We start from the raw sequence: 16,107 nt of genomic DNA on the forward strand, positions 1-16,107 counted from the left end.
CCCTAGCTACTCTTGCGCACGCGCAGGTACCACTCGCACAGCAGCCGCACCTGCTTGGGCGTGTAGCCCTTGTTCACCATGCGGGTGACGAAGTCCTCGTGCTTGCGGGCCTCTTCGGCGCTGGCCTTGGCGTTGAAGCTGATCACCGGCAGCAGCTCTTCGGTGTTGGAGAACATCTTCTTCTCGATCACCAGCCGCAATTTTTCGTAGCTGGTCCAGCTCGGGTTCTTGCCCTGGTTGTTGGCGCGCGCCCGCAGCACAAAGTTGACGATCTCGTTGCGGAAGTCCTTGGGGTTGGCGATGCCTGCGGGCTTCTCGATCTTCTCCAGCTCGGCGTTGAGCGCGCTGCGGTCGAACACCTCGCCGGTGTCGGTGTCGCGGTACTCGTTGTCCTGGATCCAGTAGTCGGCGTAGGTGACGTAGCGGTCGAAGATGTTCTGGCCGTATTCGCTGTAGCTTTCCAGGTAGGCCGTCTGGATCTCCTTGCCAATGAACTCGGCGTAGCGCGGCGACAGGAACTCCTTGATGTAGCCGGTGTACTTGGTCTCCAGATCGGTGGCGAACTGCTCGCGCTCGATCTGCTGCTCCAGCACATACATCAGGTGCACCGGGTTGGCAGCCACCTCGGCGCTGTCGAAGTTGAACACCTTGGACAAAATCTTGAACGCAAAGCGGGTGGAGATGCCCGTCATGCCTTCGTCCACGCCCGCGTAGTCGCGGTACTCCTGGTAGCTCTTGGCGCGCGGGTCGGTGTCCTTGAGGCTCTCGCCGTCGTACACCTGCATCTTGCTGAAGATGCTGGAGTTCTCAGGCTCCTTCAGGCGCGTGAGGATGGCGAACTGGGCCATCATCTTGAGCGTACCGGGCGCACACACGGCGTTGCCCAGCGACGATTCGCGGATGAGCTTTTCGTAGATGCGGATCTCCTCGCTCACGCGCAGGCAGTACGGCACCTTGACGATGTAGATGCGGTCGAGAAACGCCTCGTTGTTCTTGTTGTTGCGAAACGCCTTCCACTCGCTTTCGTTGCTGTGGGCCAGCACCACGCCGTCAAACGGAATCGCCCCAAAACCTTCGGTGCCCTTGTAGTTGCCCTCCTGCGTGGCCGTGAGCAACGGGTGCAGCACCTTGATGGGCGCCTTGAACATTTCCACGAATTCGAGCAGCCCCTGGTTGGCCAGACACAAGCCGCCGCTGTAGCTGTAGGCGTCGGTGTCGTCCTGTGCAAAGGTTTCGAGCTTGCGGATGTCCACCTTGCCCACCAGGCTGGAGATGTCCTGGTTGTTCTCGTCGCCCGGCTCGGTCTTGGCAATGCCCACCTGCTTGAGCACGCTGGGGTAGCGCTTGACCACACGGAACTGGCGGATGTCGCCGCCGTACTCTTCCAGCCGCTTCACCGCCCACGGCGACAGCACACGCTGCAGGTAGCGGCGCGGAATGCCGAACTGCTCCTCCAGCACCGGACCGTCTTCTGCGGCATCGAACAGGCCCAGCGGTGATTCGTTGACCGGCGAGCCCTTGAGCGCATAGAACGGCACCTTCTGCATCAGCGCCTTGAGACGCTCTGCAATGGAGCTTTTGCCACCACCCACAGGGCCCAGCAGATAGAGGATCTGCTTGCGCTCCTCCAACCCCTGCGCGGCATGGCGGAAGAAGCTCACCACCTGCTCGATGGACTCCTCCATGCCGTAGAACTCGGTGAATGCGGGGTAGCGCTTGATGACCTTGTTGGCAAAGAGCCTCGACAGGCGCGGGTCGTTGCGCGTGTCCACCATCTCGGGCTCGCCAATCGCTGCCAGCATGCGCTGGGCCGATGTGGCATAGGCCATGGGGTCACGCTTGCACTCGGCGAGGTACTCGTCGATCGACATTTCCTCTTCGCGGCTACGGGCATAGCGCGCGGCGAAGTTGCTGATGGCATCCATACGACCTCCTGTAGCGGCACCCCTGGCGGGCTCAGGTGGTACCACGGTGTTGCATTGGCAATCGCTACCGGCTTGGCTCTTTGTAGCACCACGACCTGCGCTTGAACAGCAAATTCGCGGGCGTGTGAGCGGCCTTTTTGTGGCATTGCACACACAGGGATAGAGCGTGGCACACTGCGCAAAGTTCACCCTGCAAAACGTGCTCGCGGGTTGCACCGGATAGGGAATGCCCTGACAACTGGAATGTCCGGTTGATACCGCATGCATGGGCCATGCGCCAAGGGCTTATCCGCAGTGCGCCCCCCGCACGCCAACCGTCACAACGAACTGGCGCTCGAGCCGTCGCCCCGGTACAACCAGGGCACATCCAGCAGGCGCTCGCCCAGCAGGCGCAGCGACAGGTCGCGCCCCCAGCGCACCGGCCCCGTGGCGTGGAAGATGCGGCCATTGCGTGTAGACCGTGCCTGTACCCGCGCGTTGCGCTGCCAGCGGTTGAGCGCATAGCGGCGCAGACGCAGCGGCACATCGAGGTCGTGCATGGCCAAAGCACGCTGCAACTCGGCCGCGTCTTCAATCGCCATGCCCGCGCCCTGGGCCAGGTACGGCCGCATGGGGTGCGCGGCATCGCCCAGCAGGCCCACCAGGCCTTGTGCCATCTCGTCGGCGCTGCGCACTGGCGGGCGGTCACACAAGGGCCACAGGCGCCAGCCCGCCCCACCTGCGGCACTCACGCTGCGCACCACGTCCTGCAGCGCGGTGCAGGTGCCTTGCAGTGCGTGCTCCAGGCCTGCGGCATTGGCGGCGTGGTCCCAGCTCTCCAGGTCTTGCGGTGCGGGCCCTTGCACAATGACCACCAGGTTTTGCAGCTCGCCCCGACGCACGGGGTACTGCACCGCGTGCAGGCGCGGGCCCAGCCATGCGGTGACCTGCGCCGTGCGCAAGGCGTCGGGCAGCGCATGCTGCGGCACCAGCGCGCGGTAGGCCAGGTGCCCCGTCACGCGTGGCGGTACCGCGCCCAGAAGTTGGGTGCGGGTGCGGCTCCACAGGCCATCGGCACCAATCAGGGCATCGCCCTCAACCTGCTTGCCCCGGCTGGTGCGCACGGTGACCACGCCGTCGGCATCGGCAAAGCTGTCAATCGCATGCTCCAGATGCCATTGCGTGTCGGTGTACTTGGTCACGGCAGACAGCAACAGGCCATGCAGGTCCGCTCGGTGAATGGTGGCGTAGGCCGCGCCATAGCGCTCCACCGCCGCGGGACCCAGGGGCAACACGGCCAGCTCTTGGCCGCTGACGGCGTTGCGCACCTGCAACCGGCTGGGGAAGGCAGCCACCGCCTGCAGCGGCTGCTGCAGACCCCAGGCCTGCAAGCGGCGCACGACGTTGGGCCCGATCTGCACGCCCGCACCCACTTCGCTGAACGCGGCAGCGCGCTCGTACAGCCGCACCTCCCACCCGGCCCGGGATGCGCCCAACGCAGCAGCCAAGCCGCCAATGCCGCCACCGGCGACCAACACCTGTTTTTTCATGGCGCGATTGTGAACTGCGCGCGCCGGCGGACCTTTGCCTTAGCGCAGGTCATAGCGCAGGTCATAGCGCAGGCCGTAGCGCACGCTCCAGCACTTCGGCGGGCATGGGCCGGCCAAACAGGTAGCCCTGAAAGGCCTTGCAGCCGTAGCGCTGCAAGAACTCCAGCTGGCCCGTGGTCTCCACGCCCTCAGCCACCACCGCCAGGTCCAGGCTGTCGGCCAGGGCCAGGATGGTGCGCACAATGGCGGCGTCGTTGGGATCGGTCTGCAGGTCGCGCACAAAGCCCTGGTCGATCTTGAGCTGGTCGAGCGGCAAGCGCTTGAGGTAGCTCAGGCTGGAATAGCCGGTGCCAAAGTCGTCCAGCGAGAAGCCTACGCCGTAGCGGCGCAGATGCTCCATGCGCGCAATCACATCTTCCACATCGGCCATTAAGAGGCTCTCGGTGAGTTCGAGCTTGAGGCGCTCCGGGTTGGCGCCCGTGGCATCGAGCACGCCCAGCACTTGCTCCACAAAGTCGGGCTGGCGGAACTGCCGCACGCTCACGTTCACCGACAAAAAGAACTGTCGCGTGAGCGAGCTGCGCTGCCAAGCTACCAGCTGTGCACAGGCCGTCTCCATCACCCATTGCCCCAACGGCAGGATGAGCCCGGTCTGCTCCGCCAGCGGAATGAACTCCGCCGGGGACACCATGCCCCGGCGCGGGTGGCGCCAGCGCACCAGTGCCTCGGCGCCCTGCAGGCGGCCCTTGCCGTCCACCACCGGCTGGTAGTACAGCACCAGCTCCTTGTCTTGCAGGCCGCGGCGCAGGTCGGCCTCCAGGGCCGAGCGGTTGCTCACGGCCGCTTGCATGTCGGGGTCGAAGAAGCGCTGGGTGTTGCGCCCCGCCGCCTTGGCCTGGTACATGGCCAGGTCGGCATGTTTGAGCAGCTCATCCACGCTCACGGTCTGCTGGCCAAACAGCGCGATGCCTATGCTGGGTGTGCTGTGGTGGCTGGCATCGCCCAGCGCATAGGGCTTGCCCAGCGTGGTGATGATGTGGCTGGCCACCAGCGCAGCCTCGGCGCTTGCGTGGGCGGGGTCGGGGCTGAGGCCCTCCACCAGCACCACGAACTCGTCGCCACCAAAACGGGCCACGGTGTCGGACTCCCGAACGCAGCCCTTCAGGCGCTGCGCCACCTGCAGCAGCAATTGGTCGCCGGTGTCATGGCCCAGCGTGTCGTTGAGGTCCTTGAAGTTGTCGAGGTCAATGAACAGCAGCGCGCCCTGGGTGTCAGAGCGCGCAACCGCCAGCGTGGCGTGTTGCAGCCGGTCCACCAGCAAGCGGCGATTGGGCAGACCGGTCAGCGAGTCATAGAACGCCAGGCGTTCGATCTGGCTCTCGACCTGCTTGCGTTCGGTGATGTCGCGGCCCACACCCCGGTAGCCACGCAGCGCGCCATTGGCATCAAACACAGGCACGCCGCTGACCGAGATCCAGTGCATGCTGCCGTCCGCGCGCCGGCGTTGCAGCTCCAGGTCACGGAACGGCTGGTGCGCGGCCAGCACCGCGCGGTGCGCAGCCCAGTCGGCATCGGTCATGTTCAGGGCGCCGATCTCCCAGCGCGTGCGCCCCATCACGTCCGACAGCGGGATGCCGTTCACGCTCAGATCGCCCGCCAGTTGCACAAAGCGGCCCTCGGCATCGTGCTCCCAGTACCAGTCGGACGACAGGTCGCTCAGGGATCGGAAGCGCGCCTCGCTCTCGCGCAGCTCGTTCTCCACACGCACGTAGTCGCTCACATCGGCAAACGTACGCACCAGGCTGCCATCGGCCAGCGTGGTGGTGCGGACCTCGAACGTACGGCCATCGCGTGTGGTGCGCCAGTACAGCGCCGGGGCAGCAGCGACAGCACCCTGGGCCACGTAGTCGTGTCCGCGACGGTCCACCAGGCTATAGCCCTCGCCAAAGTCACCGCGCTCAGCCTGCACGCGCGTCAGGTCAGCCAGCGTGGGGCGGGTGGCCATCAGCGACTCGGGCAAATTCAGCAGCTCCAGCACGCGCTCGTTGTAGACGGTGATGCGGCCATCGGGCCCGGTCTTGAAGATGCCCTGGCTCATGCTGGCCAGCGTGGCCTGCAGGGCCGAGCGCTGCTCCTGCAGCATGGTCAGAGCCTCTTGCCAGATGCGGGCATCCACCATGCGCACGGGCTGGCCCTGCCCCTTGGCGCCTTGCACCAGCGCCACCAGGCGGTTGAGCAGCTCGCTCAGGTGCGCTACGCCATCGGCCTCGCGCAGCACATAGTCGCCCAGCCCGCAGCGAAAGGCGCGCGCAGCCAGCGCCTCTTGCGCTGCATCGATGCACATCAGCACCGGGCGGCCAGCGCACAGCTCCAGCAGGCCGGGCAGTTCCTGGTCGGTGGGCTTGAGGCACAGCACCACGGCATCCCAGGCCTGGCTGGCGAGGGGAGCCTTGGCAGTTTCTTGCGTGGGGCTGTTGACCACCCGCCAGTCGGGGTAACGCGTTGCCATGAGCCGCCGCGCGGCCGCCGCATGCTGGGTATCAATGTCCACCCACAGGATGCCCACACCGTTCATGGCTGCGGCTCCTGCGGTGCGGGCAGAGCGGTCGGCAGCGAGGAGGCTGAATGGCCCGGCAGATGCTCACGCTCGAACAACTCGACGGGCCCAGGCCTTCCAAACAGATACCCCTGGAACCCCTCGCACCCGTGCAGCCTCAGGAACGACAGCTGCCCCGTCGTCTCCACCCCCTCCGCCACCACCTCCAAATCCAGGCTCTTGGCCAGCGCCAGGATCGTCCGCACGATCGCCGCGTCGTTCGGGTCCGTCAGCACGTCCCGCACGAAGCTCTGGTCGATCTTCACCTGGTCCAGCGGCAGGCGCTTGAGGTAGGACAGGGACGAGTAGCCGGTGCCGAAGTCGTCCAGCGCAAACCCCACGCCTTCGCTCTTGAGCTGCACCATGCGCGCGATGGTGTCTTCGATGTCGCCCAGCAGCAGGCTTTCGGTGAGTTCGAGCTTGAGTTGCCGGGGGTCTGCGTTGCGGTTCTTCAAGGTTTGCAGCACTTCGGCCACGAAGCCGGGTTGCCGGAACTGGCGGGCACTGACGTTGACGGAGATGGACAGGTGGGCGGTGTCCGGGTGCTGGCTCCAGCGCTGCAGTTGTTCGCAGGCGGTCTGGAGCACGTATTGGCCCAGGGGGAGGATGAGGCCGGTCTGTTCTGCCAGGGGGATGAAGTCGCCGGGGCTGATCATGCCGCGCTGGGGGTGGCGCCAGCGCACCAGGGCTTCTGCGCCCAGCAAGCGGGCGTGGTGGTCGACCACGGGCTGGTAGTGCACGAGCAATTCGCCCCGGGCCAGGCCCTGGCGCAGGTCGGCTTCGAGGTTGGAGCGGGCGTTGACGGCCGCCTGCATGTCGGGGTCGAAGAAGCGCTGGGTGTTGCGTCCTGCGGCTTTGGCCTGGTACATGGCCAGGTCGGCGCGCTTGAGGAGTTCGTCCACGGTGAGGCGTTCGTCGCCAAAGAGGGTGATGCCGATGCTGGGGGTGCTGTAGTGCTGGGCGCCGTCCAGGTCAAAGGGCTGGTTCAGGCTGGCCAGGAGTTTCTCGGCGACGGTTTCTGCCTGGGTGGCGGCGTTTTGCAGATCGGGGGCCAGGGCTTCGAGCATGACGACGAATTCGTCGCCGCCGAAGCGGGCCACGGTGTCGGCTTCGCGCACGCTGCCCACCAGGCGGGCGGCGACCTGGGCCAGGAGCTGGTCGCCCATGTCGTGGCCCAGGGTGTCGTTGAGGTCTTTGAAGTTATCCAGGTCGATGAACAGCAGGGCCCCGAGGTTCCTGGTGCGCTGGCAGGCGGCGATGGAGCGTTGCAGGCGGTCCAGCAGCAGGCGGCGGTTGGGCAGGCCCGTGAGCGCGTCGTAGAACGCCAGGCGTTCGATCTCTTGTTCGGCGCGTTTGCGGTCTGTGATGTCGCGGCACACGCCCAGGATGCCTGTCACGCGCCCATGCAGGTCGCGGATGGGCGTCTTGATGGTCTCGAACTGGCCCTGGTAGCCGTCTTCGGCGAAGGTGAGCGTCTCCTCATACACCAGCGGCTGCCAGGCCTGCATGGCGCGCTGGTCGTACTTGCGAAAGCGCTCTGCGTCGGCAGGCGCGACCAGGTCAAAGTCGCTGCAGCCCACAATCTGGTTCTCCGGACGGCCGGCAAAACGCTCGAACACCGGGTTGACCGACAGGTACACCCCGTTGGTGTCTTTCATGAACACCATGTCCGGCATGGCGTTGACCACGCTGGCCAGATGCGCCTTCTGCTGGGCGAGTTCCTGTTCGATGCGCTTGAGGGCGGTCAAATCGTAGGCGAACAGCACCACGGCAGCCACCCCTTGCTCCGTCACGCTTTCGGGCGCAATGGTGGTGTGGCGAAACTGGGTGCCGTCGGGGCCGTCAATGCGGTTTTCAAACACGGCTGTCTCGCCCGCAAAGGCTTTTTCAAGATGCGGGTGGATGCGCGCGAACACTTCGGGCGGGATCACATCCTGCAGCAGTTGCCCTTCCAGCTCCTGGGGCGTGGTGTACAGCCAGCGTGCCTGCTGTTCATTGACGTACAGCACGCGCAAGTCCCGATCAATCCGCGAGACACCACCCGGCACATGGCGCAGCGTGTTGGCCATCCGAGCCTGCTGGGCGTGGGCGGCCTCTTCGGCCTGGTGGTGGGCGGTGATGTCGGTCTGCACGCCGTCCCACAACACCCGGCCATCCTGCAGTCGGCGTGGCGACGAACTCAGGTGCATCCAGCGCACCTGGCCGTCGGTGCGTCGCAGCCGAAACACCGCCTCCAGACTGGTCATGGACAGGTAGGACTGGCGCTCTGCCTGCCGCAGGCGATCAATGTCTTCCGGGAGGATCTGGCGGTACAGCACGCGTGGGTCCTGCAACACGTCTTCGACGCGTACCCCATTCAGCCGTTCGATGGCGTCGCCCATGTGAACAAAATGCACCCGGCCATCCAGCTCGCGCACGATCTGGAACAACACGCTGTGCGGCAGGTTGCGCCCCAGCAATGACAGACGCCCCTCGCTCTCGCGCAACCGGCTCTCGGCCTCCTGGATGCGCGCGAACGGGCGGCGGATGCCTGCATCAAACACCGCCTGGTACAGCAGCGCATACGCCACCACCCGAAAGCCATGGGACAGCACTCCACCCAGCATCGAATGCCCGCCCAGCGCGCCCACCGTGACCTCGCCGCACACGAACGCTCCGGCCGCCCAGGCAAACAGGCGTTCACGCGGTGCATCTTCGCTGCGGCTGCGGCGATGCAGCACCACCGCGCTGGCGGCCATGGCCAGGGCGAGCCCCACGGCCACCACCTGGCGCAAGGCACCGTCTGCAGCATGGGCAAACCACTGGGGCAGCGGCCCCAGCGACGACCCTGCCAGCACCAGCGTGACACCCCCCGCCGCTGCCAGCCAGGCGCGGGCCGGCCCGGGGGCCGACAAGCGCGTGGCGGTGAGCCCCAAGGTCAGGGCCTCGGCCACACGCGCCCAACTGCTCAGCCACAACGACATGTCGGCACTGCCCGGCGGCATGTGCACAGGGCCGGAATGCACCAGCACCCCGTGCAGAAAATTGCAGGCCGCCGCTACGCCAAAACCCACCACCAGGACATTGGCGCGCGCCTGCTCCTGCGCCTCCAGGGCGTGCAGGGACACCGACACCACCAGCAGTCCCAGCAGCACCGCCACCAGCTCCAGCAACGGTTCCAGCCCGTGCTGGGCGCCCGCCCCATCCCCCAGCATCTGCGCCAGCGGCACCACGACCAGCGCCAGCACTGCCACCACCAGCACCACGGTGATGGCGGGCGCATCCGACCAGGGCATGCGCGCTGTCGGAGAGCTGTTGGGAGGTGGCATGGACGAAGGGGTGAATGGCAGTGCCAGCGAAATGGCCGCACAACGTCACAAGTGTATCTACGCGTAAGGAAATGACCAGAGCGCTCGCACCATGAAAAACGGGGCCGAAGCCCCGTCCAAGACAACCCTGGACGGCGCTGCACCCAGGCGTTGCGTGCACGCATCAGCGCAGGGCGCGATGCGGCAAGGAAGAAGGATGCAGCGGGCCTTCAACCCTCCAGCAGCTGGCGCAGCACAAACGGCAAGATGCCACCGGCCTGGTAGTAGTCCACCTCGATGGGGGTATCGATGCGCAGGGTCACCGTCACTTCCTGGCGCGTGCCATCGGCACGGTGAATGACCAGCCTCGCATCGCTCTGTGGCGTGAGTGCGGCATCAGGCACCACATCAATCACCTCATTGCCCGTCAGGCCCAGCGTTTCCCAAGAATCGCCCGCCTTGAACTGCAGCGGCAACACGCCCATGCCCACGAGGTTGGAGCGGTGAATGCGCTCAAAGCTGCCCGCCACCACCGCCTTGATGCCGAGCAGTTGCGTGCCCTTGGCGGCCCAGTCGCGGCTGGAGCCGGTGCCGTACTCTTCGCCCGCAAAAATCACGGTGGGCGTGCCCTGCGCCATGTACTGCATGGCGGCATCGAAGATGAACATCTTCTCGCCCTGCAGCGGACCATCGTTCTGGAACAACGTGACGCCGCCCTCTTCACGCGAGCCATCGGCGGTGGGCGGAATCATCAGGTTCTTGATGCGCACATTGGCAAAGGTGCCGCGCATCATCACGTCATGGTTGCCCCGGCGGGCGCCGTAGCTGTTGAAGTCTGCCTTTTGCACGCCGTGCTGCAACAGCCACTGGCCTGCGGGTGAGCTTTCCTTGATGGAGCCTGCGGGCGAGATGTGGTCGGTGGTGATGGAGTCGCCGAACAGCGCCATGATGCGCGCGCCGTGCACCGCCGACGCGGCCGCAGCGCCTTTGTCGAGCGCAAACTGGGCAAAAAACGGCGGCTCGGCAATGTACGTGCTGGCGGGCCAGGTGTAGGCCGTGCCGCTCACGCCCTTGATCTTCTCCCACAGCTTTCCGGGGTCGGTCGCCACCTTGGCGTAGTTTTCGCGGAAGGCCTTGCCGTTCATGGCGAACTTGAGCAGGGCGTGGACTTCATCGCTGGTGGGCCAGATGTCGCCCAGGTAGATGTCCTTGCCACCCTTGCCCTTGCCCACGGGTTCGGTCATCAGGTCTTTGAGCACCGTGCCCGCGATGGCATACGCCACCACCAGCGGCGGGCTGGCCAGAAAGTTGGCCTTGAGGTTGGGATGGATGCGTGCCTCGAAATTGCGGTTGCCCGACAGCACGGCTGCGCAGACCAGATCGTTGCTGGTGATGACCTCGTTCAATTCGGGGGTGAGGTCGCCCGCGTTGCCGATGCAGGTGGTGCAGCCATAGCCCGCCAGCGCAAAGCCCAGCTTTTCCAGGTACGGCAGCAGCCCGGTCTGCGTGAGGTATTCGGTGACGATGCGCGAGCCGGGGGCCAGCGAGGTCTTGATGTGCGGCTGCACCTTGAGGCCTGCCTCCACCGCCTTCTTGGCCAAGAGGCCTGCAGCCAGCAGCACGCTGGGGTTGCTGGTGTTGGTGCAGCTGGTGATGGCGGCAATCAGCACGTCGCCATTGCCCACTGTGGGGTCAGCCCCCTTGGCGGGCAGCGTGGCTGCGCGGGACTCGCCGTGCGCAGTGGCCAGTGCGGGTTTGTTGGCCTCCATCTCGACCACCGAGCGCGGTGCGCCGGCCGGCGTGGGCTTACCGTCTGGCGTAGCCTCTTCGGCGGCAGCTTCGCCATGGCGGTGGATGTGATGGCGCGTGTGCAGCAGCTCTGCCGGGCGGTTGAAGCCGTTTTGCGCATTGGGCTTGCTGAACAGCTCAGCGAACTGGCTGCTGACCTTGCCCAGCTCGATGCGGTCTTGCGGGCGCTTGGGGCCCGCCAAGCTGGGGGTGACGCTGCCAAGGTCGAGCTTGACGACCTGCGAGTAGTCGACCTCGCCGGCCAGCGGCACACCAAACAGCCCCTGGGCCTTGAAGTAGGCCTCGAAGGCTTCGATCTCGCCCTTGGTACGCCCCGTGCCCTTGAAGTAGTCGATGGTCTTTTCGTCCACCGGGAAGAAGCCCATGGTGGCGCCGTACTCCGGCGCCATGTTGCCGATGGTGGCGCGGTCGGGCAGCGCCAGGGTGCGCGTGCCTTCGCCAAAGAACTCCACGAACTTGCCCACCACCTTGTGCTGGCGCAGCAGCTCGGTCACCGTGAGCACCAGGTCGGTGGCGGTCACGCCCTCGCGCAGCTGGCCGGTCATCTCAAAGCCCACCACATCGGGCGTGAGGAAGTACACCGGCTGGCCCAGCATGGCGGCCTCGGCCTCGATGCCGCCCACGCCCCAGCCCACCACGCCGATGCCGTTGATCATGGTGGTGTGGCTGTCGGTGCCCACCAGGGTGTCGGGGTAGTAGACGCCATCCTTGCGCTTGTGCACGCCGCGCGCCAGGTATTCGAGGTTGACCTGGTGCACGATGCCAAAGCCCGGGGGCACCACACCAAAGGTGTCAAAGGCCTGCATGCCCCACTTCATGAACTCGTAGCGCTCTTTGTTGCGCTGGAATTCGAGTTTCATGTTCAGGTCGAGCGAATTCTTCTTGCCGTAGTGGTCGACCATGATCGAGTGGTCCACCACCAGGTCCACCGGCACCAGGGGCTCGATCTTCTTGGGGTTCTTGCCCAGCTTGGCGGCCACGCTGCGCATGGCGGCCAGGTCGGCCAGCAAAGGCACACCGGTGAAGTCCTGCAGCACCACGCGCGAGACGACAAAAGGGATCTCGTCGGTGCGCGCGGCATTGGGCGCCCAGTGCGCAAGCTGTTGCACATGCTCGGCCGTCACCTTGCGGCCGTCGCAATTGCGCAGCACCGATTCGAGCACGATGCGGATCGACACCGGCAGACGCTGGATCTGCGGAAACTGCTTGGCCAGCGCAGGCAGAGAGTAGAACTTGCCCTCCTTGCCCGACGCCGTTTTGAAGCCCTTGAGCGTGTCGGCAAAGGCGTGGCGTGCGGGTCGGGACGACGGTTTGGCTAGCGGCTTGGACGATGAGGCCATGGCGAACTCCTTGATAAGGCAACAGCGTCTATTCTGGCAGTCCCCCATGACGGCGCAATCGTTGGGGGTATGCCGCTGTGCCCCGCCGCCCTGGCGCAGAGGCTCATACGACGCTCTTTTCACCATTTTTGCGGAAAAACTCGGCCAAGCGCTACATCCTTATGTCTCAATAGCTATCAAATATATAGCACAAAAGAACTAAATAGCAGCCCAAGCAGGCAGGCGGCGCACACCCATCCACTGCAGCTCAGCAATGAGCGCCACCGAGACCACGTGCACCACCAGGTACGCCTGGCCCAGCAACGTGGGTGCCACGGCGTTACCGAGCAGCAGCACCAGGCTGGCCAACGCCCATCCAAAGTTGGCAGCGATCAGCGCCCACAGCCACCCGCGCGGCATGGTGCGCGCGCGGGCAATTCGGGTGGCCAGTGCTGCGTAGCCCAGCAGCAAAACGCCGGACACCACCAGCAGTCCGTGCGGCAGACCCAGCCATTCGGCCAGCGACGCCGTCAGCAGCAGATGCAAGGCGCCCAGCAGCAGCCCGGTGGACGCATCGAACCAGACCACGGCACGCAAAAGGGAGGGGGAAGACAACAGGTTCAACATGGCAAGCTCCTTGGGGGTTGAAGAAGGCTGCATCGTTGCCGCTGCGGCGCATGGCGTCGATGACATGGCAGGTAATGGCCTGCGGCCTGGTTGGGCCTAGGATGCGAGGCATGACGTCCGCACCCTCCACCCCCTCTCGCCGCACCCCGCGCCATCCGCTGCCGCACCGCAGCACAGCGGCGGGGCCTGCCAGTTTTGGCGACCACCTGCGCACCTGGCGCCAGCAGCGGCACCTGAGTCAGCTGGAGCTGGCCGACGAGGCAGACATCTCCACGCGGCACGTGAGCTTCATGGAAACCGGCCGCACCAATCCCAGCCGTGACATGGTGCTGCGCCTGTGCGAGCGCCTGGCCATCCCGCTGCGCGAACGCAACGCACTGCTGGTGGCAGCCGGCTACGCCCCCATGTACCGAGAACGCGCGCTGGACGACCCGGCACTGACCGCAGCGCGCCAGGCCGTCGAGCTGGTGCTCAAGGGCCATGAGCCCTGCCCCGCCATCGCGCTCGACCGCTGCTGGAACGTGGTGGCTGCCAACCGCGCAGCGCAGGCCTTGCTGGCCGCGCACGTGAGCCCTGAACTGCTCGTGCCCCCCATCAACGTGTTCCGCCTGAGCCTGCACCCCGACGGCCTGGCGTCACGCATCGCCAATCTGGCGCAATGGCGCCACCACCTCTTTGAGCGCCTGCGCCAGCAGATTCATGCCACGGGGGACCCGGCATTGCTGGCCCTGCAGGCCGAACTGCTGGAATACCCCGCGCCCGATGAATCCACACCACTCGTCATGGCGGGAGAAATGCTGGGTGTGGTGATGCCGTTTTGTTTCAATAGCATGCACGGCATGCTGTCGCTCATCAGCACCACGACGATATTCGGCACGCCAGTGGATGTGACGCTGCAGGAGCTGGCGGTGGAATCGTTTTTCCCGGCCGACGCATTTACTGCCCAGGTACTGCGGGAGATGGCGCAGCAATATGCTGCGGATTGACTGCCTGGGGTGCGTTGAACCACCACACGCGGACCGAATTTTTGGGTTCCGTGGGCAGTGGCTGGTTGGGATAGCGTGATTTTGCGGTATCCACCCAGTGAATGCAGGGCGCAGATTTTGTGTCGCCAGCGATGTATGAAGGCTCCAGGTGTGGGGCCAGGCTGGGTAGTTCGGCGCCCCGTGCCAGGCCACCCAAAAAAATAGCCCGCAGTTGCGGGCTATTTTTTTTGAGTGCAGCGAATGCCGATTCTCAGATGGCGAACTTTTCGCGGTTTTCGTTCTGAATCCACTTGGGTGCCTTGCCACGGCCGGTCCATGTCTGGCCAGTCGCCGGGTCGCGGTATTTGGGGGCCACTTTGGTGCCTGCCGTAGAGCTGCGGCCAGTTTTCCCTGCGGCCTTGCCTGCGGGGAACACATCCTGGGCGGTCAGACCATATTCGGCCACCAAGGCGCGCACTTGGGAAACAGCGTCCGACAATTCTCGGCGACGGGCTTCGCTGATTTGTTGCTCAAGCGCTTCACGCTGCTTCAAAAGTTCTTTGTAGCTGGTCATGGTGTCTGAATAAGAAAATGGGGTTGGTGACAGCGCGATTATATGGATAACCGCTGCGAGCACACGCCGGGGTAAAGATTTTGCATTAAGAAACCACAAAAATACTGCCTGGCATATTCAGCACCTGGACAGCCGGTGGTCCAAGAAGCCACAAAGGCTTCAAAGTGCGCTGTCAGGCTGTGCCAATACGCGGTCAATGCGTTTGCCCTCCAGGGCCAGCACCTCGAATATCCAGCCCACGCACACAATCTGTTCGCCTACGGCAGGTAAATGCCCCGTTTCTGCCATCAAAAACCCCGCCAGGGTGTTATACCGCCCACGGTCTTCCTGCGGCAGATCTCGAATATCCAGGCGGGCCTTGAGTTCGGACACAGGCATCAGCCCATCCAGCAGCCATGCGCCATCACCACGCGGGGTGGCCCAGGCATCGGCGGCAGCGCCGGGCTGCAATTCACCGGTAATGGCTTCGAGCAGATCGTGCGGGGTCATGATGCCTTGCACCACGCCATATTCGTCCACCACAAACACCATGCGCCCCGAGCGCGCTCGAAACTGCTCCAGCAGCTCCATGCCGCTCAAGGTCTCGGGCAAAAAGGCGGCGGGCTTCACATACTGTTCCAGCGTGCCGGGCGCATCAGGCCCCAGCTCCAGCAACCGGGCCACGCTCACAATACCCACCACCTCGTCCAGAGAGTTGCGACACACGGGGTACCACGAATGCGCGGCATGCTCGCCGCCACGGCCCGCCTGCTGCAAGCCCTGCAACACCGACCACCCTGCATCGAGCCAGCCCACATCACTGCGCGGCACCATCAGCGAGGTCAATGGCCGATCATCCAGGCGAAACACGTTTTGCACCATCTGGTGCTCATGGTGCTCGATCACACCGGCCTCGCGCCCTTCTTCCAGGCTGGCAACGATTTCTTCTTCCGTGACCGAACGCCCTGCTGTGTTGTCCACCTGCATCAGGCGCAGCACCCCTTGGGTTGAGAGCGACAACAGGCGCACAAAAGGCTTGGCCACCCGGGCCACCCAGGCCATGGGTCGCGCCACCAGGCGGGACACCGCCTCGGGATAGAGCTGTCCGATGCGTTTGGGCACCAGTTCGCCAAACACGATGGTGACGAAGGTGATGACGGTTACCACCAGCGCGGTGGCGGTGATGCTGGCGGCCCGCACAGGCATCCCGAGCTGCTGCAGCCACAGCCCCAGGTCATCGCTGAAAGCAGCCTCTCCGAGAATGCCGTTGAGCATGCCAATGGAGGTGATGCCCACTTGCACCGAGGACAAAAACTGCGTGGGGTTCTCAAGCAGCGCCAGAGCGGCCTGTGCGCCCTTGTCACCCGCCTCGGCCATGGCGGTCAGCCGCGACCTTCGACTTGACGCCAGCGCCAGCTCGGACATCGCGAACACGCCGTTGAGCAGGGTCAGCAGCGCGATCAGCAGAAAATCCATGCTTCACTCAATCAGGTTTGC

9 protein-coding genes are annotated in these 16,107 nt (G+C 65.0%); 1 reads left to right on the top strand and 8 read right to left on the bottom strand.

Translation table 11 applies throughout. The features are described from left to right. Window positions 1–2: 2 nt before the first annotated feature. The 6 genes from IB236_RS08890 to IB236_RS08915 form a co-directional block, all read right to left on the bottom strand. The gene (locus IB236_RS08890) at window positions 3–1,925 is read right to left on the bottom strand and encodes a PrkA family serine protein kinase (RefSeq protein WP_015015409.1); all 1,923 of its coding nucleotides are present in this window, start codon (window positions 1,923–1,925) and stop codon (window positions 3–5) included. A gap of 317 nt (window positions 1,926–2,242) precedes the next feature. Next, complete coding sequence (locus IB236_RS08895) at window positions 2,243–3,454, bottom strand: FAD-dependent monooxygenase (protein WP_192420200.1); 1,212 nt, start codon at window positions 3,452–3,454, stop codon at window positions 2,243–2,245. 61 nt (window positions 3,455–3,515) lie between these two features. Further along, on the bottom strand, window positions 3,516–6,029 hold the full coding sequence (locus IB236_RS08900; protein ID WP_192420201.1) for a bifunctional diguanylate cyclase/phosphodiesterase: 2,514 nt from the start codon (window positions 6,027–6,029) through the stop codon (window positions 3,516–3,518). Further along, a complete protein-coding gene (locus IB236_RS08905) occupies window positions 6,026–9,358 on the bottom strand; it encodes an EAL domain-containing protein (protein ID WP_225581041.1) in 3,333 nt (1,110 codons plus the stop codon). The genes IB236_RS08900 and IB236_RS08905 overlap by 4 nt, the downstream gene beginning before the upstream one ends. Before the next feature lie 209 nt (window positions 9,359–9,567). Continuing rightward, window positions 9,568–12,486, bottom strand: a complete 2,919-nt coding sequence (locus IB236_RS08910) for an aconitate hydratase (RefSeq protein WP_192420203.1) — start codon at window positions 12,484–12,486, stop codon at window positions 9,568–9,570. Between the two features lie 198 nt (window positions 12,487–12,684). Beyond that, a complete protein-coding gene (locus IB236_RS08915) occupies window positions 12,685–13,092 on the bottom strand; it encodes a hypothetical protein (RefSeq protein WP_192420205.1) in 408 nt (135 codons plus the stop codon). Window positions 13,093–13,202: 110 nt separating this feature from the next. Between IB236_RS08915 and IB236_RS08920 the strand changes: the two genes are divergently transcribed. Beyond that, window positions 13,203–14,078, top strand: a complete 876-nt coding sequence (locus IB236_RS08920) for a helix-turn-helix domain-containing protein (protein ID WP_056746749.1) — start codon at window positions 13,203–13,205, stop codon at window positions 14,076–14,078. Between the two features lie 250 nt (window positions 14,079–14,328). Here the strand turns inward: IB236_RS08920 and IB236_RS08925 are convergent, their stop codons facing one another. Together IB236_RS08925 and IB236_RS08930 are read right to left on the bottom strand one after the other, a co-directional pair. Beyond that, window positions 14,329–14,631, bottom strand: coding sequence for an H-NS histone family protein (locus tag IB236_RS08925; RefSeq protein ID WP_056058651.1), 303 nt, complete (start codon window positions 14,629–14,631; stop codon window positions 14,329–14,331). Window positions 14,632–14,790: 159 nt separating this feature from the next. Further along, window positions 14,791–16,086 (bottom strand): hemolysin family protein, encoded by a 1,296-nt coding sequence (locus tag IB236_RS08930; RefSeq protein WP_056746750.1) that lies wholly within the window; start codon window positions 16,084–16,086, stop codon window positions 14,791–14,793. Between the last annotated feature and the right edge of the window lie 21 nt (window positions 16,087–16,107).

It is taken from the genome of Acidovorax sp. ACV02 (genome assembly GCF_014851475.1).
GTDB classification, from domain to species: Bacteria; Pseudomonadota; Gammaproteobacteria; order Burkholderiales; family Burkholderiaceae_C; genus Acidovorax; species Acidovorax delafieldii.

Coding starts and splice junctions, on each gene's coding strand:
- IB236_RS08910 (WP_192420203.1), bottom strand. CDS start 12,486: ATGGCCTCATCGTCCAAGCCGCTAGCCAAACCGTCGTCCCGACCCGCA.
- IB236_RS08895 (WP_192420200.1), bottom strand. CDS start 3,454: ATGAAAAAACAGGTGTTGGTCGCCGGTGGCGGCATTGGCGGCTTGGCT.
- IB236_RS08890 (WP_015015409.1), bottom strand. CDS start 1,925: ATGGATGCCATCAGCAACTTCGCCGCGCGCTATGCCCGTAGCCGCGAA.
- IB236_RS08930 (WP_056746750.1), bottom strand. CDS start 16,086: ATGGATTTTCTGCTGATCGCGCTGCTGACCCTGCTCAACGGCGTGTTC.
- IB236_RS08915 (WP_192420205.1), bottom strand. CDS start 13,092: ATGTTGAACCTGTTGTCTTCCCCCTCCCTTTTGCGTGCCGTGGTCTGG.
- IB236_RS08905 (WP_225581041.1), bottom strand. CDS start 9,358: ATGCCACCTCCCAACAGCTCTCCGACAGCGCGCATGCCCTGGTCGGAT.
- IB236_RS08925 (WP_056058651.1), bottom strand. CDS start 14,631: ATGACCAGCTACAAAGAACTTTTGAAGCAGCGTGAAGCGCTTGAGCAA.
- IB236_RS08920 (WP_056746749.1), top strand. CDS start 13,203: ATGACGTCCGCACCCTCCACCCCCTCTCGCCGCACCCCGCGCCATCCG.
- IB236_RS08900 (WP_192420201.1), bottom strand. CDS start 6,029: ATGAACGGTGTGGGCATCCTGTGGGTGGACATTGATACCCAGCATGCG.